This is a genomic window from Bacillus sp. BS98, assembly GCF_008432245.1.
GTDB lineage: Bacteria > Bacillota > Bacilli > Bacillales > Bacillaceae_G > Bacillus_A > Bacillus_A toyonensis.
Genome location: NZ_CP043830.1, coordinates 4,834,258 through 4,853,773, shown reverse-complemented (window position 1 = coordinate 4,853,773; position 19,516 = coordinate 4,834,258). Strand labels below are relative to the sequence as shown.

The 19,516-nt window shown below is 37.2% G+C and carries 23 protein-coding genes, 1 tRNA gene and 1 pseudogene; 16 read left to right on the top strand and 9 right to left on the bottom strand.

Going from position 1 to position 19,516, the window contains the following annotated elements; genetic code table 11:
• The first annotated feature begins 12 nt into the window (after window positions 1-12).
• From F0362_RS25415 to F0362_RS25375, 9 genes are all read left to right on the top strand, one after another.
• The gene (locus tag F0362_RS25415; protein WP_001255056.1) at window positions 13-519 is read left to right on the top strand and encodes an acyltransferase; all 507 of its coding nucleotides are present in this window, start codon (window positions 13-15) and stop codon (window positions 517-519) included.
• Between the two features lie 145 nt (window positions 520-664).
• On the top strand, window positions 665-2,176 hold the full coding sequence (locus F0362_RS25410) for a tetratricopeptide repeat protein (RefSeq protein ID WP_000517711.1): 1,512 nt from the start codon (window positions 665-667) through the stop codon (window positions 2,174-2,176).
• An 85-nt stretch (window positions 2,177-2,261) separates the two neighbouring features.
• A complete protein-coding gene (gene trxB, locus F0362_RS25405) occupies window positions 2,262-3,218 on the top strand; it encodes a thioredoxin-disulfide reductase (protein ID WP_001288066.1) in 957 nt (318 codons plus the stop codon).
• 162 nt (window positions 3,219-3,380) lie between these two features.
• Window positions 3,381-4,187 (top strand): DUF368 domain-containing protein, encoded by an 807-nt coding sequence (locus F0362_RS25400; protein WP_000455191.1) that lies wholly within the window; start codon window positions 3,381-3,383, stop codon window positions 4,185-4,187.
• Between the two features lie 230 nt (window positions 4,188-4,417).
• A complete protein-coding gene (locus F0362_RS25395) occupies window positions 4,418-4,876 on the top strand; it encodes an NUDIX hydrolase (RefSeq protein WP_001190080.1) in 459 nt (152 codons plus the stop codon).
• Between the two features lie 20 nt (window positions 4,877-4,896).
• Window positions 4,897-5,778: an RNase adapter RapZ gene (gene rapZ / locus F0362_RS25390; RefSeq protein ID WP_000138467.1), complete on the top strand. Its 882-nt coding sequence runs from the start codon at window positions 4,897-4,899 to the stop codon at window positions 5,776-5,778.
• Between the two features lie 3 nt (window positions 5,779-5,781).
• A complete protein-coding gene (yvcK, locus tag F0362_RS25385) occupies window positions 5,782-6,735 on the top strand; it encodes a gluconeogenesis factor YvcK family protein (RefSeq protein WP_000712174.1) in 954 nt (317 codons plus the stop codon).
• Between the two features lie 89 nt (window positions 6,736-6,824).
• Window positions 6,825-7,775, top strand: coding sequence for a DNA-binding protein WhiA (whiA, locus tag F0362_RS25380; protein WP_000006570.1), 951 nt, complete (start codon window positions 6,825-6,827; stop codon window positions 7,773-7,775).
• A gap of 23 nt (window positions 7,776-7,798) precedes the next feature.
• The gene (locus F0362_RS25375; RefSeq protein WP_000250298.1) at window positions 7,799-8,047 is read left to right on the top strand and encodes an HPr family phosphocarrier protein; all 249 of its coding nucleotides are present in this window, start codon (window positions 7,799-7,801) and stop codon (window positions 8,045-8,047) included.
• Window positions 8,048-8,460: 413 nt separating this feature from the next.
• Here the strand turns inward: F0362_RS25375 and clpP are convergent, their stop codons facing one another.
• The 8 genes from clpP to F0362_RS25335 all read right to left on the bottom strand — a co-directional run bounded on the left by clpP (window position 8,461) and on the right by F0362_RS25335 (window position 13,062).
• Complete coding sequence (gene clpP / locus F0362_RS25370) at window positions 8,461-9,042, bottom strand: ATP-dependent Clp endopeptidase proteolytic subunit ClpP (RefSeq protein ID WP_001049156.1); 582 nt, start codon at window positions 9,040-9,042, stop codon at window positions 8,461-8,463.
• Window positions 9,043-9,283: 241 nt separating this feature from the next.
• Window positions 9,284-10,153, bottom strand: coding sequence for a DUF421 domain-containing protein (locus tag F0362_RS25365; protein ID WP_000018941.1), 870 nt, complete (start codon window positions 10,151-10,153; stop codon window positions 9,284-9,286).
• Between the two features lie 20 nt (window positions 10,154-10,173).
• On the bottom strand, window positions 10,174-10,380 hold the full coding sequence (locus F0362_RS25360; protein ID WP_000215895.1) for a DUF1657 domain-containing protein: 207 nt from the start codon (window positions 10,378-10,380) through the stop codon (window positions 10,174-10,176).
• Window positions 10,381-10,391: 11 nt separating this feature from the next.
• Window positions 10,392-10,742: a stage V sporulation protein AE gene (spoVAE, locus tag F0362_RS25355; RefSeq protein WP_000575919.1), complete on the bottom strand. Its 351-nt coding sequence runs from the start codon at window positions 10,740-10,742 to the stop codon at window positions 10,392-10,394.
• The gene (spoVAD, locus tag F0362_RS25350; protein ID WP_000938949.1) at window positions 10,739-11,755 is read right to left on the bottom strand and encodes a stage V sporulation protein AD; all 1,017 of its coding nucleotides are present in this window, start codon (window positions 11,753-11,755) and stop codon (window positions 10,739-10,741) included. Before spoVAD ends, spoVAE begins: the two co-directional genes overlap by 4 nt.
• Window positions 11,756-12,232 (bottom strand): stage V sporulation protein AC, encoded by a 477-nt coding sequence (gene spoVAC, locus F0362_RS25345; protein ID WP_000095411.1) that lies wholly within the window; start codon window positions 12,230-12,232, stop codon window positions 11,756-11,758.
• 28 nt (window positions 12,233-12,260) lie between these two features.
• Complete coding sequence (locus F0362_RS25340) at window positions 12,261-12,749, bottom strand: YhcN/YlaJ family sporulation lipoprotein (protein WP_001228527.1); 489 nt, start codon at window positions 12,747-12,749, stop codon at window positions 12,261-12,263.
• Between the two features lie 106 nt (window positions 12,750-12,855).
• Complete coding sequence (locus F0362_RS25335) at window positions 12,856-13,062, bottom strand: DUF1657 domain-containing protein (protein ID WP_000216160.1); 207 nt, start codon at window positions 13,060-13,062, stop codon at window positions 12,856-12,858.
• A 204-nt stretch (window positions 13,063-13,266) separates the two neighbouring features.
• Here F0362_RS25335 and F0362_RS31020 point away from each other — a divergent pair, with 204 nt between their 5' ends.
• The 3 genes and pseudogenes from F0362_RS31020 to F0362_RS25325 all read left to right on the top strand — a co-directional run bounded on the left by F0362_RS31020 (window position 13,267) and on the right by F0362_RS25325 (window position 13,836).
• Window positions 13,267-13,443, top strand: coding sequence for a hypothetical protein (locus F0362_RS31020; RefSeq protein ID WP_000522891.1), 177 nt, complete (start codon window positions 13,267-13,269; stop codon window positions 13,441-13,443).
• 15 nt (window positions 13,444-13,458) lie between these two features.
• Window positions 13,459-13,605: pseudogene (locus tag F0362_RS31015) on the top strand (YxeA family protein); the annotation flags it as partial.
• Window positions 13,606-13,760: 155 nt separating this feature from the next.
• Window positions 13,761-13,836: transfer RNA gene (locus F0362_RS25325), tRNA-Arg, on the top strand.
• A gap of 90 nt (window positions 13,837-13,926) precedes the next feature.
• Here F0362_RS25325 and F0362_RS25320 read toward each other — a convergent pair.
• Window positions 13,927-15,405: a glycosyltransferase family 39 protein gene (locus F0362_RS25320; protein ID WP_149890022.1), complete on the bottom strand. Its 1,479-nt coding sequence runs from the start codon at window positions 15,403-15,405 to the stop codon at window positions 13,927-13,929.
• Window positions 15,406-15,754: 349 nt separating this feature from the next.
• Here F0362_RS25320 and rpoN point away from each other — a divergent pair, with 349 nt between their 5' ends.
• The 4 genes from rpoN (at window position 15,755) to gap (ending at window position 19,510) form a co-directional block, all read left to right on the top strand.
• Window positions 15,755-17,059: an RNA polymerase factor sigma-54 gene (gene rpoN, locus F0362_RS25315; protein WP_149890021.1), complete on the top strand. Its 1,305-nt coding sequence runs from the start codon at window positions 15,755-15,757 to the stop codon at window positions 17,057-17,059.
• A 9-nt stretch (window positions 17,060-17,068) separates the two neighbouring features.
• Entirely contained in the window at window positions 17,069-17,314 is a 246-nt protein-coding gene (locus F0362_RS25310; protein WP_000869744.1) for a glutaredoxin family protein, read from the top strand.
• Window positions 17,315-17,450: 136 nt separating this feature from the next.
• Window positions 17,451-18,479, top strand: a complete 1,029-nt coding sequence (gene cggR / locus F0362_RS25305; RefSeq protein WP_001258184.1) for a gapA transcriptional regulator CggR — start codon at window positions 17,451-17,453, stop codon at window positions 18,477-18,479.
• Window positions 18,480-18,505: 26 nt separating this feature from the next.
• Window positions 18,506-19,510 (top strand): type I glyceraldehyde-3-phosphate dehydrogenase, encoded by a 1,005-nt coding sequence (gap, locus tag F0362_RS25300; RefSeq protein WP_000161234.1) that lies wholly within the window; start codon window positions 18,506-18,508, stop codon window positions 19,508-19,510.
• The last annotated feature ends 6 nt before the right edge of the window (window positions 19,511-19,516 follow it).

The window sequence follows — 19,516 nt, the reverse complement described above, 5'->3', positions numbered from 1 at the left end:
GGAGAGGATTAAGTGCGACGGACAACGCGCTATCCTGTTTCAGGAGAGAATTCATTATGGAATGTGTATAAAACCGTGTCTTTTTGGAAGGTAATGAAAAACTTTATTATTATTCAAATTGCACGTTACACACCATTTTTATCTGTGAAGAATTGGTTATATCGTACGTTTTTAGGAATGAAAGTAGGAGAAAAAACATCATTTGCACTTATGGTTATGCCCGATATTATGTTTCCCGAAAAAATCACTGTGGGTGACAATTCAATTATCGGATACAATACAACGCTTTTAGCGCATGAATATTTGATTCGTGAATATCGACTTGGAGAGATTGTCATAGGAAATGAAGTGATGATTGGAGCGAACACGACAATCTTACCGGGGGTAAGGATTGGAGATAGCGCCATTGTTTCGGCTGGAACACTTGTCCATAAAGATGTACCGAGCGGCGCTTTCGTAGGTGGAAATCCAATGCGTATTATTTATACGAAAGAGGAAATGGCGGCTCGAGAAGGTTGATGCTATAAATGTAACATTTCTTTTCTTTTTTTATGAATAAAAAGGAAATAATTGAGTATAATATACTGTTTTGTTTTTTACGGAATCGTTTATACTTATAGATAGAAGAATGTGTGAGCGAAGAAAACAAAAAACTGGAGGATATATGGGGAAAAATCAAAGGATATATAAGGAGAACGGACAAGTTATCTCTTTTAACCAATTAGCGGACTTCTTTTATAAAAAAGGGATGAGGGCTTACAAAGGGCAAAAATTGCAAGATGCAATTAAATATTTTCGAAGAGCGGCACAAAGCGAGAAGGAGCCGTTTATTTTATGCCAATTAGCAATAGCATTATCTGAGGCTGGTGAATACCAAGAGTCGAATCAGATATTTCTAAAGCTTGCTAGATCCAACCCTGAACTTGAACAATGCTATTATTTTATTGCAAATAATTATGCATATATGGGTTTATTTCAACAAGCGAAGAAGTATGCGGATCGATATTTAGAAGTTGCGAAAGAGAAGGAATTTGTAGAAGATACATTAGAATTGCTTGAGATTATGGAAGAAGAAGCAATGGGTGCGGAAGAGATTGAGGATGAAGATGATTTAATTGTTATGCAAGAAGAGGCAAATCGTTATATTCGTAATGGACAATTAGAAGAAGCAATTGCTACATTAGAAATTGTTACGAAAGATTATCCGGAATTTTGGTCGGGTCATAATAATTTAGCCATCGCACATTTTCAATCTGGTAATGTAGACAAAGCGTTGAAATTAACGGAAATGATTTTAGAGAAAAATCCTGGTAATATACATGCGCTTTGTAATACGCTTATTTTTCTATATTCAATTGGGGAACATAAACAAGTAGAAGCATTAGCGGGACAGCTAGTTTCAGTATATCCGATTTCATTTGAACATCGTTTGAAACTTGGAACGACCCTTGCAACAATTGGTTATTTCGAGCATGCATATAAGTGGTTCAAAGTATTAAAGCGTCAAGGATATGAGGGAGACGTAAGTTTTTATTATTGGTTTGCGTATTCTGCGTATATGGTGAAAAATCAGCAAGTAGCTGAAAAAATGTGGCAACATGTAGTAGAATTGCACCCTGATAAAAAAGGAAAAGAGCCGTGGAACGCACTAAATTTAGCGGATGAAGGGCAAAACGTGTTGTTTGAAGAATTACAAAAGTCATTTCAGCAAAGTGCGACGCTAGAGGAGCAAATGCTAGCTTTATATTTAATGAATGAATTGTCAACACCAGAGAAGGTCGGATTCTTTTTTGATGTAACGCAAGTGAAAAATGGTGTTCCAATTGTATCGCAACTTGCAAAGTATTTCTTTTTACTTAATAGTCATAAAGGTATTCCTGCTGATTTACAGCAATTTGAACAATGCGCGCGAATCGCGGACGCATTATATAATTATACGAAAAAGGACGATGAACTAATCGAAGAGTGTTTACACTTTTGGTTTTGTACGTTCATACGTTTATATACATCCGGGTCTGTTTTTACAAACGTGTACGGTTGGTCGGCGGCAATTGAATATATTGTGCGCGGCGAACAAGGAAATAAGATGACACAGTCGGAGCTTGGAGATGTATATAATGTATCTGTAGCGACTGTTCGAAAGTATGTGCAAGCTGTTAAGCGTACGCACACATAGTATAAGCAAATCATTGGGAAAAAAATGATGCTAACAGTATAATGAGGGTAACTTAATTGTGTAGGAATGGATAGGAGTGAATGGTGTGTCAGAAGAAAAAATTTATGATGTCATTATTATTGGTGCAGGACCAGCTGGTATGACAGCTGCAGTATATACATCTCGTGCGAATTTAAGCACATTAATGCTTGAGCGTGGTATTCCAGGTGGCCAAATGGCAAACACAGAAGATGTAGAAAATTATCCAGGTTATGAGTCTATTTTAGGACCGGACTTATCAAATAAAATGTTCGAGCATGCGAAGAAATTTGGTGCTGAATATGCATATGGTGATGTGAAAGCAGTCATCGATGGTAAAGAATATAAAACAATTATTGCTGGTAAAAAAGAATATAAAGCACGTGCAATTATCGTTGCAAGCGGTGCAGAATATAAAAAAATTGGTGTGCCAGGTGAAACAGAGCTTGGCGGCCGCGGTGTATCATATTGTGCAGTATGTGATGGGGCATTCTTTAAAGGAAAAGAACTCGTTGTTATTGGAGGCGGAGATTCAGCTGTTGAAGAGGGTGTGTTCTTAACGCGCTTCGCATCAAAAGTAACAATCGTTCACCGTCGTGATACTCTTCGTGCACAGAAAATTTTACAAGATCGTGCATTCCAAAACGAGAAAGTGGATTTCATTTGGAATCACACTATAAAAGAAATTAATGATGCAAATGGTAAAGTAGGAAGTGTAACACTTGTAGACGTAAATAGTGGAGAAGAGAAAGAAGTAAAAACTGATGGCGTTTTCGTATACATCGGTATGTTACCTTTATCAAAACCATTTGTTGAACTAGGTATTACAAATGAAAATGGTTACCTTGAAACGAACGAGCGTATGGAAACGAAAGTTCCTGGTATTTTCGCAGCAGGTGATGTTCGTGAAAAAATGCTTCGTCAAATTGTAACGGCAACAGGTGACGGTAGTATTGCTGCACAAAGTGCACAACATTACGTAGAAGAATTATTAGAGGAATTAAAAACTGTAACAGAAAAATAAGGGGTAATACTCCTTTTGAGAAGAAAGCTACCGATAGGAGCTTTCTTTTTTTATGTAAAAATGTCAAAGTTTTGTCAAAAACAATTAGGATTATAAGCTTTCTTATTGATATACTGGACTTTACGGAAAAAATCACTATAAGAAATGAGGAATTTATTCAGTATGGAATGGCGTAATATATATCGTGGATTTTGTATGGGAGTTAGTGATTTAATTCCTGGTGTGAGCGGCGGTACAATCGCTGTAGTGTTAGGGATTTATGAACAATTGCTTGCGGCAATTAGCGGGTTCTTTAGTCGTGAATGGAAAAAACATTTAGGATTTTTAATTCCCCTTGCAGCTGGTGTGGCGGCAGCGTTTTTAACGTTAAGTCACGTTATTAAATATTTACTTGCAAATCATTATGAACCGACTCAATTTTTCTTCCTCGGTTTAATTATTAGTATATTACCGATGTTAATGAGAGAAGCTGATGCAAAGGCGACGTTTAAAGGTAAGCACATCGCTTTATTAATAATTGCAGCTATTCTTGTTGCGATAACAGCGTTCTTTAAGCCAGATAAGGCAGCAGATCCAATTACGACGTTAACAATTTTAAATGCAATCGGTTTATTTTTCGCAGGATGGATGGCTAGTATGGCTATGCTCCTTCCTGGAATTAGCGGATCGTTTATTTTATTAATTATTGGTGTTTATCCAACGGCAATTAACGCTTTAACTACACTTAATTTACCATTAATTATGGTTATTGGTGCTGGTGTTATGGTCGGATTTGTTGTAAGTAGTAAAGGAATTAGCTTTTTATTAGATCGTTATAAAAATATGACATTTGCAGTAATTATTGGACTTGTTATCGGTTCGATTGTAATTGTTTTCCCTGGTATTCCAACTGGCGGATTTTCAATTGTAAGTTCGATCATTACCTTCATTTTAGGATTTACGATTGTTACTTATTTCGGTAAGAAATAAAGAATGTAATCCCCTTAGCGATAAAAATCGTTAAGGGGATTTTTATGTGTGATTCATTGTAATTGCAAGCATTTAGATTGCTTGTTATAGAAAGCTTTTTTACAATTGTTGAGGACTATGTGTTTAGCGAAAGAGGACTGGCTCCTTCGTTGTAGCAAACTGTTTTTGATAGTATAATGAAATGAGTATGCAGTGATAAATTTTGCTGCAAGTAGCTGAGGTGAAGAAACATGCAAAGAGTGACAAACTGTGTGTTAATTAGAGATAATGAAGTACTCTTACTCCAAAAACCTCGCCGAAATTGGTGGGTTGCACCAGGCGGGAAGATGGAGCGTGGTGAGACAGTAAGAGATTCCGTTGTTCGCGAGTATCGTGAAGAAACAGGTATTTATTTAAAGAACCCAGCGTTAAAAGGGGTCTTCACCTTTGTCATCCAAGAAGGTGATAAAGTTGTTTCTGAATGGATGATGTTCTCCTTTTTAGCGACAGATTTTGCAGGAGAAAACAAACTAGAGAGCGAAGAAGGCATCATTGGTTGGCATACATTTGATAAGATTGATGATTTAGCAATGGCGCCAGGAGATTATCACATTATTGATTATTTAATTAAAGGGAATGGTATAATCTACGGTACATTTGTATATACCCCAGATTTTGAGCTGCTTTCATATCGATTAGATCCGAGTTAAATTGCCAAGGAGAGGATACGATGACAGAGAATAATGATATAAAAATGGTGATTATTACAGGAATGTCTGGAGCCGGAAAAACAGTAGCTTTACAAAGTTTTGAAGATTTAGGATATTTTTGTGTAGATAATTTACCGCCGATGTTATTGCCGAAGTTTATTGAGCTTATGTCGGATTCAAAAGGGAAAATGAATAAAGTAGCGCTTGGCGTTGATTTACGTGGCCGAGAGTTTTTCGAACATTTATGGGGAGCGCTTGATGATTTATCAGAACGTACATGGATTATTCCTCATATTTTATTTTTAGATGCGAAAGATAGTACGCTTGTAACTCGTTATAAAGAAACGAGACGTTCGCATCCGCTTGCGCCGACTGGTTTGCCGTTAAAGGGAATCGAAGCGGAGCGTAGTTTATTAACAGATATGAAGGCACGAGCGAATATTGTGCTTGATACATCGGATTTAAAACCGAAAGAATTACGTGAAAAAATTGTTCATTTGTTTTCTACTGAAACTGAGCAAGCATTTCGTGTAAATGTTATGTCCTTTGGATTTAAGTACGGTATTCCAATTGATGCAGATTTAGTATTTGATGTTCGTTTTTTACCAAATCCATATTACATTCCACATATGAAGCCATTAACAGGACTAGATGAAGAAGTTTCGTCGTATGTACTGAAATTTAATGAGACACATAAGTTTTTAGAGAAACTGATAGATCTCATTACTTTCATGCTGCCTCATTATAAAAGAGAAGGCAAAAGTCAACTTGTAATTGCAATTGGATGTACAGGTGGACAGCATCGTTCTGTTACGCTTACAGAGTACCTTGGGAAACATTTGAAACCAGAGTATAGCGTTCATGTATCTCATCGTGATGTGGAGAAGAGAAAGGGCCATTAGGGGATGAAAAAAGAGAGAAAACCTAAAATTGTCATCATGGGAGGAGGAACTGGACTCTCTGTTTTATTAAGAGGATTAAAGCAATATCCTGTTGATATTACAGCAGTTGTTACAATCGCTGATGATGGTGGCAGTTCAGGTAGATTACGTGATGAGCTAGAAATTCCACCCCCAGGTGACATTCGTAACGTACTTGTTGCACTGTCGGATGTAGAGCCCCTGGTGGAAGCTTTATTTCAGCATCGTTTCACAACGGGAGACGGACTGAAAGGTCATGCGTTAGGAAATCTGTTATTGGCAGGTATGACCTCGATTACAGGAGACTTTTTCCATGCAATTACAGAAACGAGTAAAGTATTAAATGTCAGAGGACGTGTATTACCAGCAGCGAATCAAAGTGCAGTACTGCATGCAGAACTAGAGGATGGAGAAATTGTAACAGGTGAATCAAAGATTCCGTATTTCGGAAAGAAGATTAACCGTGTCTTTTTAACTCCAGAAGATGTAGAGCCGTTACATGAAACGTTAGCTGAGATTAAACGAGCTGATTTACTTGTTTTCGGTCCAGGAAGTTTGTATACGAGTATATTGCCGAATTTAGTTGTTAATAAAATTGGGGACGCTGTTCTTGCTGCAAAAGCAAAGAAGGTATATGTATGTAATGTTATGACACAAGCGGGTGAAACGATGGGGTATACTGCGTTTGATCATGTGCAGGCGTTACATGATCATTTAGGGCAACCATTTATCGATACTGCAATTGTAAATAATCGTGATATTCCTTGTGAATTACGCAAGTTATATGAGGAAGAAATGTCGACACCAGTTGTAGTGGATGAAGAGCGTTTTACTGAAAATAATATTGATGTCATTCAAGATAGATTAGCGAAGTATGATGAGCGTGTTGTAAGGCATGATACGTTAAAGTTAGCTTCTATTTTATATTCACTGTTATAAATGTGCGTTACCTCGTTTTGAGGTAACGCTCCTCATTCATATAGGACAAGATTTTTGTTCCATAATAATCGTATAAGGAGGTGTTGACTGTGTCATTTGCATCGGAAACAAAGAAAGAGTTGACGAATCTTGAGGTGAAGGAATGCTGTGAGAAAGTAGAATTATCAGCATTACTTCGAATGAACGGGTCGCTTTCTTTTTCAAATCGTCGTCTATCTATCGATATTCAAACGGAAAATGCGGCAATTGCAAGAAGGATTTATACGCTTTTGAAAAAAGGATATGACGTAACGGTAGAATTACTTGTTCGTAAAAAAATGCGATTGAAGAAAAATAATGTATATATTGTGCGGCTTGTTGAGAAGTCTCGTGAAATATTAGCAGATCTCCATATTGTCCGGGACGACTTTTCATTTATTCGAAATATATCACAAGAATTAATTGAGAAGAAATGTTGTAAACGATCGTATTTACGAGGTGCATTTTTAGCAGGTGGTTCAGTAAATAACCCAGAAACATCATCTTATCATTTAGAAATCTTTTCGTTATATAAGGAACATAATGATGCTATATGTGAACTAATGAACGGATTTGATTTAAATAGTAAGACGTTGGAAAGAAGAAAAGGGTACATTACGTATTTGAAAGAAGCAGAAAAAATTACGGAATTTTTAAATATTATAGGTGCTCATAACGCACTTTTAAGATTTGAAGATATTCGAATTGTTCGTGATATGCGTAATTCAGTGAATCGACTAGTGAACTGCGAAACAGCTAATTTAAATAAAACAATTGGTGCAGCGCTAAGGCAGATTGAAAATATCCGCTATATTGATGAGTCAGTTGGTCTAGATATTTTGCCAGATAAACTAAGAGAAATTGCGCAACTACGAAGAGATTATCAAGATGTAACATTGAAAGAGTTAGGTGAGATGGTATCCGGGGGGAAAATTAGTAAATCGGGTATTAATCATCGTTTGCGTAAAATCGATGATATTGCAGAGAAATTACGCGCGGGGGAAACGATAGCAAAAAAATAAGAGGTTAAAGGAGAAATGGAGCTGTGGTTCAAAAACAGGTTAAAGTTTCATTAAAAAACGGCTTGCAAGCACGTCCGGCTGCGTTGTTTGTACAAGAGGCAAATCGCTTTCATGCAGATATCTTTATCGAGAAAGATGGAAAGACAGTAAATGCAAAGAGCATAATGGGGATTATGAGCTTAGCAATCGGAACTGGTAGCATGATAACAATTACAACAGAAGGTTCAGATGCAGAAGAGGCTTTAGAAGCATTAGCTGCATATGTACAATAAAATGGCTATCGCGCATGTGCGATAGCTTTTTTGTTTTTGCTGTTTACTTAAGGGGATTTTGCGGGATAGGGGGTATGTAGCTGGTTTGTCCTTGTCGTAGATTGTCGGTAAATCGATATGTTGTGTCGAACCGTTGATATATTAAAAAAATCGTTGATATAATTTGAGTTTTGTTCGATATAATTGAAAAATCGTTGATATATTTAGGGGAATACCAGGATGGGTATACAGACGGAGGGCATGATAATAAAAAAGCGCCCTGTAATAGGGCGCTTCTGCTTTTAAGTGTATCCAGCTCCGGCGGCTAGCTCTTCGTGTCTAAGAACCTTCCGCATAAGAAGGCAAAAAGCGCCTTTTACGCGAAAGAACCTTAGCCAGTCAGAGCTAAACGAGCCGCTTCCGCTTTAAATCTATTAACGATTTGTAAAGATCTTATCAATTAAGCCGTATTCTAAAGCTCTTTCTGCTGTCATGAAGTTGTCGCGGTCTGTGTCGCGTTGTAGTACTTCAAGTGGTTGACCTGTGCGGTCAGCAAGAATTTGGTTTAATTTTTCACGTAAGAATAGGATACGTTTTGCAGCGATTTCGATTTCAGTCGCTTGACCTTGTGCTCCGCCAAGTGGTTGGTGAATCATTACTTCACTGTTAGGAAGAGCGAAACGTTTTCCTTTTTCACCTGCTGCAAGTAAGAATGCACCCATAGATGCAGCCATACCGATACAGATTGTTGATACTTGTGGTTTAATAAACTGCATTGTATCGTAAATTGCCATACCTGCTGTGATAGAACCACCAGGGCTATTGATGTAGATGTGAATATCTTTTTCTGGATCTTGAGATTCCAAGAATAAAAGCTGGGAAACAATTGAGTTAGCTACGTTGTCATCAATTGCACTACCAAGCATAATGATGCGGTCTTTTAATAGTCGAGAGTAAATATCGTAAGCGCGTTCTCCACGATTTGTTTGTTCAATTACTGTAGGAATTAAATTCATCTGTTATTTCCTCCTTCTAAAGCTTTCTTAGTCTTATAATACAATTATGGTCAATAAAGGTCAAACGAAACCACTTTAAATCAAAAAAATATGTAGTTGTACCATGAAATATTCGCTATGTTTTTGAAATTCCCTGCTTATGTATCTTCAACATCATAACCGAATTACATAAATTTAAACGTCATGAAAACTGTAGAAAAAAAGAAAAGAACGCCTTTTGATTGAAGCGTTCTTTCGATATTTATTCTTTTAAAAGATAGGTTACTCTATTTAAAATCTTTTCGATTTGTTTCGCGTTTTTACTATACATTTCGCTTGCTGATTTCGATTTTGTTTCTAAAGAAAATAGCTCAAGATCAGCATGACATTTTTTTAAAGATGCCAATAATAAAGGTTTGTTTTGAGGAGAAGGCATTTGGAGTTTGTCATTATAAATGTCGATAGTAAGTTGCCCGTACGAGTCAACTTGACCGAGAAAAACATTTTCAATGACAACGCCGAGCTTTTCTAATTCTGAATGTAGCCAAGCGCGGTTATGCCCGCTTGATGACAGAGGTTCATCTAGTACATTTCCATCCATAATAACAGTTTGTGGTTCCTTCTCGTTTGGTACTTTTAAACCTACGTCTTTTGCTGTAAGTGGTTGGCGATCTTTCTTTAATAATACATTTAATTCACCGCTCGGTTCTAGTACAGCAAATTCAACATCCGCTACGCTGAATGCATTTTTTCCTCGGAGTAGTTCAAGTAATTCGTCACTTGTATATTTTTCTTTCTTTAAGTTATCTTCAAGTATTTTTCCATCTTTTATTAATACGGTAGACTTCCCTTCAAAAAAATCTCGAGCTGTTTTGTTCTTTAAAGAGAGGATTCCTGTGAAAAAGGGTACCGCAGCAAAAATGAGTATCGCAAAGACGCCATGGAAAAACTTTTGATCGAGCCCTGTAGATACTTGGGCAGCGATGTCACCAATCGTCATTCCAGCTATGTATTCAAAAAAGGAAAGTTGGGAGATTTGTCTTTTCCCTAACCATTTTGTAATAGCGAATAACATGATTAATATAAAAACAGAACGGAGAATGACAAGTGTCCATTCAGGTAGGTGAGACATAGCGATTTCCTCCAGTCTGCTTAAAACCCTTTATATTGAGGTTCTTCACGTTCTAATACTGAAACTCTATCCTTAACATCAGCGATGACGCTGTCCATTTCTAACATACATTCATGAAATACGCGTTTTGATTCTTCATCCTGTGAATTTAATGAAAGGGAACTTAAACTTGCTTGAGCACCCCTTAAACTAGCAAGACAAGTTTTTACGCTAGCGATAACAGTCATGCAAACACCTCTTATCCTTTCGGTTTAAATAGTAATGCTCCAATGAAGCCGAAAATAATCGCTGCGGATACACCTGCGCTCGTTACTTTAAACATACCAGTAATTACGCCGACGATTCCATGTTTTGCAGCTTCTTCCATCGCGCCGTGAACGAGGGCGTTTCCGAAACTTGTAATAGGTACAGTTGCCCCAGCTCCGGCGAAATCGATTAGTGGTTCATACAAATTGAATCCGTCTAATATAGCTCCAGCAACAACGAGTGTTGCCATTGTATGAGCTGGTGTTAGTTTGCCGACATCAAACATAAGTTGTCCAATTACACATATAAGTCCACCGATTACAAAAGCCCAGAAGAAAATCATTGCGTTGCACCTCCAAATTCAATCGAAACGGCGTGGGCGATACACGGAATCGTTTCTTCTTGTTGGAATGTAAGTGGAGATAGTAAAGCGCCTGTCGCAACGACAAGTATTTTTTTGAATTCTCCTCTTTTCATTCGGTTTAATAAGTGACCGTATACGACTGTCGCTGAACAGCCTGGACCACTTCCGCCGGCTATTACAGGTTGACCTTCTCTATAAATGAGTAGTCCGCAGTCTTGAAATTGTTCACTCGTTACTTTTGTCCCATGTTTATGTAGTAAGTCATAAGCAATTTCGCGTCCAACATGTCCGAGGTCGCCTGTTACGATTAAATCATAGTGAGATGCATCAAGATTTCTTTCTCTTAAATGAGCTTCAATTGTATCGACAGCAGCAGGGGCCATTGCACCTCCCATATTAAATGGATCAGTTAATCCCATATCAACAATGCGCCCAATTGTGGCGGAAGTTACTCTTGGGCCATGTCCTGTATCGCTTAAAATAGCTGCGCCCGCACCAGTTACTGTCCACTGGGCCGTAGGAGGTTTTTGACCACCATATTCAGTTGGATAACGAAATTGTTTTTCCACGGCAGCGTTATGGCTTGAAGCTCCAGTTAATAAATATTTTGCGCCTTTTGCATTTACGATACTTGCACCGAGCGCTAAACCTTCCATAGAAGTAGAGCAAGCGCCAAATAATCCGAGATAAGGTGTGCCAAGTGTGCGGCATGCAAAGCTAGTAGGCGTAATTTGGTTAATTAAATCTCCAGCGAGAACGAATTGAATATCATCTTTCCTAAGTCTCGCTTTTTCTGTAGCACGGCTACAAGCTTCTTCAAACAAAATTTTATGTGCTTTTTCGTAGGAATCTTGTCCGAGCCATAAATCTCCATGGAGGGTATCGAAGTCTTCAGGGATTTTTCCCTTTGCCTCAAAGGGGCCACCGATTACACCTGTTGAAATAATAACTGGTTTGTTTTCGAATACCCATGTTCGGTGTCCTTGTAACATTTATAACCCTCCCCATTGAACGAGAATCGTTTTAATAAGTGCGATGACGAAAGCGGAAAATACGCCAAATAAGATGACTGATCCTGCTAGTTTAAACATGTTACCACCAACGCCGAGAACGAATCCTTCTGTACGGTGTTCAATACATGCGGCAATAACAGAATTACCAAATCCAGTGACGGGAACTGCGGTACCAGCACCAGCAAATTGTCCAAGGCGATCGTAGACGCCAAATCCCGTAAGTAGCATGGAGATAAAAATAAGAGTTGCAACGGTAGGGTTCCCGGCAGAGCGCTCAGTGAAATCAAAATACGTAATATAAAAGGTAGAAATCAGTTGGCCTATTAGACAAATGAATCCGCCGACGAAAAAAGCTTTTATACAATTTTTTAAAACGGGGCGCTTCGGTTCGCGCTGTTGTTCGAATTTTTTATATTCTTGTTGTACAGGTGTTAAGTTTTTATCTTTACTAGACATTTGAATCCTTCCTTCTCTATTAGAAAGCTTAAATATTAGATCCCATTTCTGATTGAATGAGCTTTAATTGTTTTTTGATGCCGTCGTTACTTACTTTCTTTTTCTTAATTTTGTTTTCAAGTTCTTCTATGAGCATAAAGATCTTTTTGTCTGTACTTACATGAATATCAAAAGTAGGATTTTCATCACTTAGTTTCTTTTTTAATTTACTTCGTAAAGGTTTTAAACCAAATCTTTCGTGATGTTCAGGTTTGATGGCTATGTAAAGATCTAAATTTGTATTAACTGCGGTAGCTTCTATAATTCCCTCCATAGCAAGAGCTCTTTTCTTAGCGTCTTGCGATATAGATTGATTAAAGGATTCTGTACTCATTTTTGTTAATTTAGGACCTTTTTTCTCATCTGCTCGCTTCGCTTCTTCTTTCTTTACCTTTTTATCTAACGGGCTATTATCACATCCGGTAAGTGAACCGAATAGCAGCATAAATAACGCGGTTATGATTCCGAGTTTTCGCATTATAATCATTCCATTTCTATCTGCATTATGTAATGTGAGAAAAAGGATGATTGCATATCACCCTTTTTCTCACATTGTGTACCATTAGATAAAATGGTACTTTCGGTTATTGCTGTGAATATTGTGGTTCTTCTTGTTGGACTTCTTCAACGCGTGGGTTTAAAGAATCAATAATAGTTTGCGTTTGCTCTGCAGCTGTTTGGAAAAGTTGCTTTGCTTGTTGGTTATCCGTATCAAGAGCGAATCCCTCTAAGCTAGCTTGTGCACTTTTTAATCCAGAAACAGTTTGCTTTAGTTTTGTAATTACAGTCATTGAATGAAGCCCCCTTTGGAATATCAATTCAAAGATTATAATTTGTGAGTTGAGGTGAATTTATGATTGGAAAATTTAGGTGTATTACACGTGTGGATTACAATTTTATAATGAATATGTAAGGGTAAGCGATAGTGGAAAAAACTTTTTCTCCTAGAATAAAGAGCGTAAAGCAAGTTAAAAGGATATGTTAAGGAGAGTGAAATGGGTTTAATTGGAGTTTTTATATTAGTTATTGGTGTGGCAAGCTTTTCTCATAATGAGGTGACTGATACATATAATCCGCTTGTGAAAGAAGACTTTGTATATGTAAAAGCGAAAGAATCCGGCCGATTATCCACAGTTGGAGAGGTAGCTGGAGACTATAAATTTACTGGTTAATCCGCTTCGGGTGAAGAAAGAGATGTTAAGTTTTATGCGCCGCGTGGACTTAGAGAAGGGGCATATGTAAAGGTTAAAACAAAAGGTAAATATATTGAAACATACCAAGAAGTACAGCCAAATGAAATTCCAAAAGGGATTAAAAAGAAATTAGATAAATAAGATGGTTAAGAACTGCCTCCTAAATGTAGAAATTAGGGGGCGTTTTTATGCAGGAAAAAGCGTACGTACAATGTGCTATCAAAGAGTTTTTATTGATTTAAATGGTTTTTATTGCTATTATTATGAAGAGAAAATGAAGTATATTTTATAATCATGCGCCCATAGCTCAGTCGGATAGAGCGGTGGTTTCCGGTACCACGTCTGCCGGGGGTTCGAATCCCTCTGGGCGCGTTAAAAATCCCTAACTTACATCGTTGTGAGTTAGGGGTTTTTTTATTCATAATTGTATTGTTTGTCCCGTAAATACCAGATTGGTAAGGGTTATGAATCAGTGTATGCCGTTGAACCAGCTTGCGCTTTATTCATTTTAAATAATGATAAATTCATTATATATTGCAAAGTAAAGGCTGCAAGTATAATGAAGATCGGGAAGAAGAAATAGCGATAACGAATTTGAACTTCAGTCACTAAGTAAATGAGAAAAGCACCGATAATCAGAATTTGAAAATACTTCATGTTTAAATTTTTAAATGGAGAACTGAAAAGAAAAATAAAGACAGAACCCATGCTCAGCAACATAATCGATACATAGTGTATAAAGTCTAGTTTTATAAATGAAACATCGTTGATAGTATTTCTGGCGATATCATTTATAGGGATATATGCATAAGAATCTGTTGGACTACCCCACATAATAATATTTTTTTTGTTCATAAGAGGGATAAGGTCGGTTAGATTTTCGGTTCTTTCTTTAATTAATTGTTTTTGAATTCGATTATGTTCCTCTATATCAAAATCGACAATACTTTGTCTTAATTTAGCGAAGTCCTCTAAGGAATATTGGCCGTTAGATTCTTTATTCAAGCCTATAACAAATTTCCAGCCAGAATCCGCATTGGTTATTGGGTTATGTGAAATATTAAGCATTACAGGAATATAGGCTAAAGTATATAAGATAACTAAGTATGTAGAAATAAATGTTATAGAAGAAATGAAATTCCTTTTTAAAATATTGCTGTGAAAGAATAAAAGGAAAAGCCCGGCAGCTATTAAAAATAGGATCCCAATAGGATAAATAATATTTCCTAAAGCGAATAGCAGACCACCAAAAACCATATTTATGTAATTTTTATTTTCATCGCGTGCTAATAGGTGATACGTTCCCCAAGAAAACAACATCATAGAAAGATGCTGATTTGTGAGCACAGGGACTAGTAAAAATAAGTTAATAGATGTTACGTATAAAATGAAACCAAATCGCCCGAAGGTTTCATTGTTTAATCGGTGTTTAGCTATGTAAAAAATAGCTAAACCTGTTAGCAATGTATACACAATATTCAAGAACTGTAAGGCAAAGTAACTATGTGAGGTTAATGTAAGAACAAGTGCCTCGTAAATTGTAAAGCCCAACTGAGTAGTATTCCAAAAGAAGTACTGATTATCCTTAATGGCTTTCATGTTGCCAGCGGCTAATTCTTTAGCTCCATCCAACATGTACTGAAAATCAGAAATTGGAGACGAAGGGACTAATTTAATAATTATGATAGATATCAGTAGATAAACGATGCTTATCGTATAGACGTATTTTTTTGTGCTTATATTTCTTGTTAAGAAAACGAGGGCATATATGAAAATGATGAAAGTACATATCCCAAAGATGATAAAAGGACTAAATGCCAAATCTTGTTGTTGAAAGATACTCCAACACATGATTAGCAGAATGATACATGATGCCAGGTTAACTCCTAATGAAGGTATACTTCGAAGTGTTTTTTTGCATGATTCATCTCCCGTTCTAATTGTTGTATATAATGGAAAATTTTACGTTATAAATTTAGTTCTTTCAATATTTATAGTTAAAGGTTTGTTGTTTTCTATGAAATTTTATTGTTTTATACACGAGAAGATAGAGTTTTATTCTATCTTCTTTTTTATTTCTCTATTGTTATATCTAGTGATAAGATTTACTATTAGTATGTGGTTCTAATTTTTGCGCACTATTATTTTCTTTCAATATTATTCAAATTTCGGTTGTAAGTTGTAAATCTCATTAATACATATAAATTAATAATATTTTGGAATGGGTGTCTGCGATAGGATTCTCCTTTTACCAAACTTATTGTACAATAGAAACAAGGGGGAGATTAGTTTGAAGGCAAGTCTTTTACAAGAACAAAGCTTACGTTTGGCAATGACACAAGAGTTAAGGCAAGCGATTACAATGCTTCAGTATAATGTACAAGAATTATCGGAGTTTTTGTATGAGCAATCGTTAGAGAATCCCCTTATTGAGTTAGGTGGTTTTGAGAGGGAGAAGAAGAGCTCTAACAAAAGTAAAAGTACCAGCAAACAAGTCGAGAATCAGATGGAAATCTACAGTGTGGATTCCATGACGATTCAGCAACATTTATTAAATCAAATACAGTATTATAAAATAGAAGAAGAAGAGCGAAAAGTAGCTTCTTTCATTATTATGAACATGGATGGAAATGGGTATTTACAAGAAACGAATGAAGAGTTAGCAGATCTCCTTTCTGCACCGCTTCATGTAGTCGATCGCTCTGTAGAGATTGTCCAATCACTTGAGCCGGCAGGGGTAGGAGCACGTAATATTCAGGAATGTCTAATTTTACAATTGAAGCGCTTACAAAGAAGGGATGGATTAGCGGAAGATATTGTAGAGGAGCACTTTGCTTATTTCGTGAAGAAGGATTGGCGAAAGCTCGTTCATGTGCTGAAGTGTAGTAATGAAGAATTACAATCGGCGGTGAACTGTATTACATCATTGCAGCCGAAACCAGGCCTTGCGTATTCTTCGGATAAACCACTGTATATTGTGCCTGACATGGCAGTGAAAAAAGAAGGCGATCGCCTCGTTTTACAGATGAATGAGAGAAATATGCCGAGAATTGAAATTCATTCTGAGTACAGTGCACTTCTTAATAATAGTGAAAGTGAAGTAGCATCTTACGTTTCAGAAAAGTATCAGCATGTGCAATGGATTATGCGCAGTTTGAAACAGAGAAAACAAACACTTCTGCAAGTGATGACGATTATTATGGAAAAACAACGTGATTTCTTTTTGGAAGGTCCAGCGTATTTGAAGCCACTCGCTTTAAAAGAGGTGGCGGAAGAGCTAAGTGTGCATGAGTCTACGATTAGTCGTGCAACAAGAAATAAGTATGTGCAAACACCACACGGTTTATTTGAGATGAAATCGTTCTTTAGTAATGCAGTTTCGACGACAGAGGATGAGGCAGTTTCAACGAAGCGAGTGAAACAGTTTATTCAAACGCTTGTTGAAGCAGAGAACAAGAAAAAGCCACTCTCAGATCAAAAGATTTCAAAATTATTAGAAGAAGAGCATGAAATTGTTATTTCTCGAAGAACAGTGGCGAAGTATAGAGAACAAATGCATATCCCAGCTTCATCATTACGAAAAACGATCGGATAGGTGAAGAAGATGAAAGTTGTACTATATACAAAAGTAGATTGTGGTCTTTGCGTGCAGGCGAAACAAGTTTTACAAGAAGTACAATGTGAATATTCTTTTCAAATCGAGGAAATAGATATATATGAAGATAATGACCTTTTAGAAAAATATCATTTAATGATTCCGGTTGTAGAAATAGGCGGAAAACAAGTAGAATATGGTAACATTCACAAAGGTGTCATAATAAACTATATAAAGAATGCAGTTAAGAGTTGAATAAGTTTCTATCTCCTGTTACAATAATACACGTAGCAGGGATTATTTTTTTAACCTATGTGGGACACAAAATGTCACTACGGGACGTAAAGTGACCACGAGGGAAAAATGAACCAATGTAGTGAGGAGAAAAGATATGCGCTCATGGATTCAGAACACAAAAAAATTATTACCTGATCTGCTACCTGTTATGCAAACGAGAATGCAAATTCTTCAATACATTAGGCTCATGCAGCCGATTGGAAGAAGAAACTTATCAGCAAGTCTCGGTATGACAGAACGAGTATTGCGAAGTGAAGTTCAAGTTTTGAAAGAACAAAACTTAGTTCACGTCGCTTCTTCTGGAATGACTTTGACAGAAGAAGGAACAGCTTTAGTTCTTGCTTTGGAAGACTTTATGAAAGAAATTTCCGGGTTAAAGGTTTTAGAAAAGCAACTTAAGGAAACATTAGACTTGGATGAAGTTTTCGTTGTCCCTGGTGATAGTGATGAATCGCCGTGGGTCAAACTGGAGATGGGCCGTGCTTGTGTGACTTGTATAAAAGACCGTCTGACAGCGAATAATATCGTTGCTGTGGCTGGAGGAACTACGCTAGCTGCTGCTGCGGACATGATGCAACTTGATTGCAAAGATTTACATATGCTATTTGTCCCAGCACGTGGTGGAATTGGAGAAGGTGTTGAATTAGAAGCCAATACCATTTGTGCCAAGATGGCGCAAAATACGATGAGTAATTATCGCTTATTGTATGTTCCAGACCATGTTAGTAGCGAAGCATATGCGTCTATTGTGACAGAGCCCTCCGTGAAAGAAGTTCTTGAGTTGATTCGATCTTCCAATATCGTCATTCATGGAATCGGTGATGCGTTAACAATGGCACGTCGCAGAAGTACTTCGGAAGCAGATTGGTTAAAGATTCAAGCAAACGAAGCAGTTGGCGAAGCTTTCGGTTACTACTTTAATGAACAAGGAAATGTTGTTCATAAAGTAAGAACAGTTGGTATGCAACTTGAAGATTTACAAAATGTATCTCACGTTGTTGCAGTCGCTGGAGGTTCTTCAAAGGCAAAGGCAATACAGGCTGTAATAAAGCAAGGGCACACTTCAATTCTAATTACAGATGAAGGTGCAGCAAAACAATTAACAAAGGGTATTACCCTTTAATATAATCCCCCAAGGAGGAAATTCAAATGACTAAAATTGGTATTAATGGATTTGGACGTATCGGACGTAACGTATTCCGCGCAGCTCTTAACAACTCTGAGGTAGAAGTAGTAGCAATCAACGACTTAACAGATGCTAAAACATTAGCTCACCTTTTAAAATATGACACAGTTCACGGAACTTTAAATGCAGAAGTATCTGCTAACGAAAACAGCATCGTTGTTAACGGTAAAGAAATTAAAGTTATCGCTGAGCGTGACCCAGCTCAATTACCATGGAGCGACTACGGAGTAGAAGTAGTAGTAGAATCTACTGGCCGTTTCACTAAAAAATCAGACGCTGAGAAACACTTAGGTGGATCAGTTAAGAAAGTTATCATCTCAGCTCCAGCTTCTGACGAAGATATCACTGTAGTTATGGGTGTTAACCACGAACAATACGATGCAGCTAACCACAATGTAGTATCTAACGCTTCTTGTACTACAAACTGTCTAGCTCCATTCGCTAAAGTATTAAACGAAAAATTCGGCGTAAAACGCGGAATGATGACAACAATTCACTCTTACACTAACGACCAACAAATCTTAGACTTACCACACAAAGATTTACGTCGTGCTCGTGCAGCAGCTGAAAACATGATCCCAACATCTACTGGTGCTGCTAAAGCTGTAGCATTAGTATTACCAGAACTTAAAGGTAAATTAAACGGTGGCGCTGTACGTGTTCCAACTGCTAACGTTTCTCTTGTTGACTTAGTTGTTGAACTTGACAAAGAAGTAACAGTTGAAGATGTAAACGCAGCATTCAAAGCAGCAGCTGAAGGCGAATTAAAAGGTATCCTTGGATACAGCGAAGAGCCATTAGTATCTATCGACTATAACGGATGTACAGCTTCTTCTACAATCGATGCATTATCTACAATGGTAATGGAAGGTAACATGGTTAAAGTACTTTCTTGGTACGATAACGAAACTGGTTACTCTAACCGCGTAGTAGACCTAGCTGCATACATGACTTCTAAAGGTCTTTAATTCTTA

What these genes read in the sequence shown, in the direction of transcription:
- F0362_RS25410 (WP_000517711.1), top strand. Translation starts at nt 665, where the DNA reads ATGGGGAAAAATCAAAGGATATATAAGGAGAACGGACAAGTTATCTCT.
- F0362_RS25400 (WP_000455191.1), top strand. Translation starts at nt 3,381, where the DNA reads ATGGAATGGCGTAATATATATCGTGGATTTTGTATGGGAGTTAGTGAT.
- F0362_RS25395 (WP_001190080.1), top strand. Translation starts at nt 4,418, where the DNA reads ATGCAAAGAGTGACAAACTGTGTGTTAATTAGAGATAATGAAGTACTC.
- rapZ (WP_000138467.1), top strand. Translation starts at nt 4,897, where the DNA reads ATGACAGAGAATAATGATATAAAAATGGTGATTATTACAGGAATGTCT.
- yvcK (WP_000712174.1), top strand. Translation starts at nt 5,782, where the DNA reads ATGAAAAAAGAGAGAAAACCTAAAATTGTCATCATGGGAGGAGGAACT.
- clpP (WP_001049156.1), bottom strand. Translation starts at nt 9,042, where the DNA reads ATGAATTTAATTCCTACAGTAATTGAACAAACAAATCGTGGAGAACGC.
- F0362_RS25365 (WP_000018941.1), bottom strand. Translation starts at nt 10,153, where the DNA reads ATGTCTCACCTACCTGAATGGACACTTGTCATTCTCCGTTCTGTTTTT.
- F0362_RS25360 (WP_000215895.1), bottom strand. Translation starts at nt 10,380, where the DNA reads ATGACTGTTATCGCTAGCGTAAAAACTTGTCTTGCTAGTTTAAGGGGT.
- spoVAE (WP_000575919.1), bottom strand. Translation starts at nt 10,742, where the DNA reads ATGATTTTCTTCTGGGCTTTTGTAATCGGTGGACTTATATGTGTAATT.
- spoVAD (WP_000938949.1), bottom strand. Translation starts at nt 11,755, where the DNA reads ATGTTACAAGGACACCGAACATGGGTATTCGAAAACAAACCAGTTATT.
- spoVAC (WP_000095411.1), bottom strand. Translation starts at nt 12,232, where the DNA reads ATGTCTAGTAAAGATAAAAACTTAACACCTGTACAACAAGAATATAAA.
- F0362_RS25340 (WP_001228527.1), bottom strand. Translation starts at nt 12,749, where the DNA reads ATGCGAAAACTCGGAATCATAACCGCGTTATTTATGCTGCTATTCGGT.
- F0362_RS25335 (WP_000216160.1), bottom strand. Translation starts at nt 13,062, where the DNA reads ATGACTGTAATTACAAAACTAAAGCAAACTGTTTCTGGATTAAAAAGT.
- F0362_RS31020 (WP_000522891.1), top strand. Translation starts at nt 13,267, where the DNA reads ATGGGTTTAATTGGAGTTTTTATATTAGTTATTGGTGTGGCAAGCTTT.
- F0362_RS25310 (WP_000869744.1), top strand. Translation starts at nt 17,069, where the DNA reads ATGAAAGTTGTACTATATACAAAAGTAGATTGTGGTCTTTGCGTGCAG.
- cggR (WP_001258184.1), top strand. Translation starts at nt 17,451, where the DNA reads ATGCGCTCATGGATTCAGAACACAAAAAAATTATTACCTGATCTGCTA.
- gap (WP_000161234.1), top strand. Translation starts at nt 18,506, where the DNA reads ATGACTAAAATTGGTATTAATGGATTTGGACGTATCGGACGTAACGTA.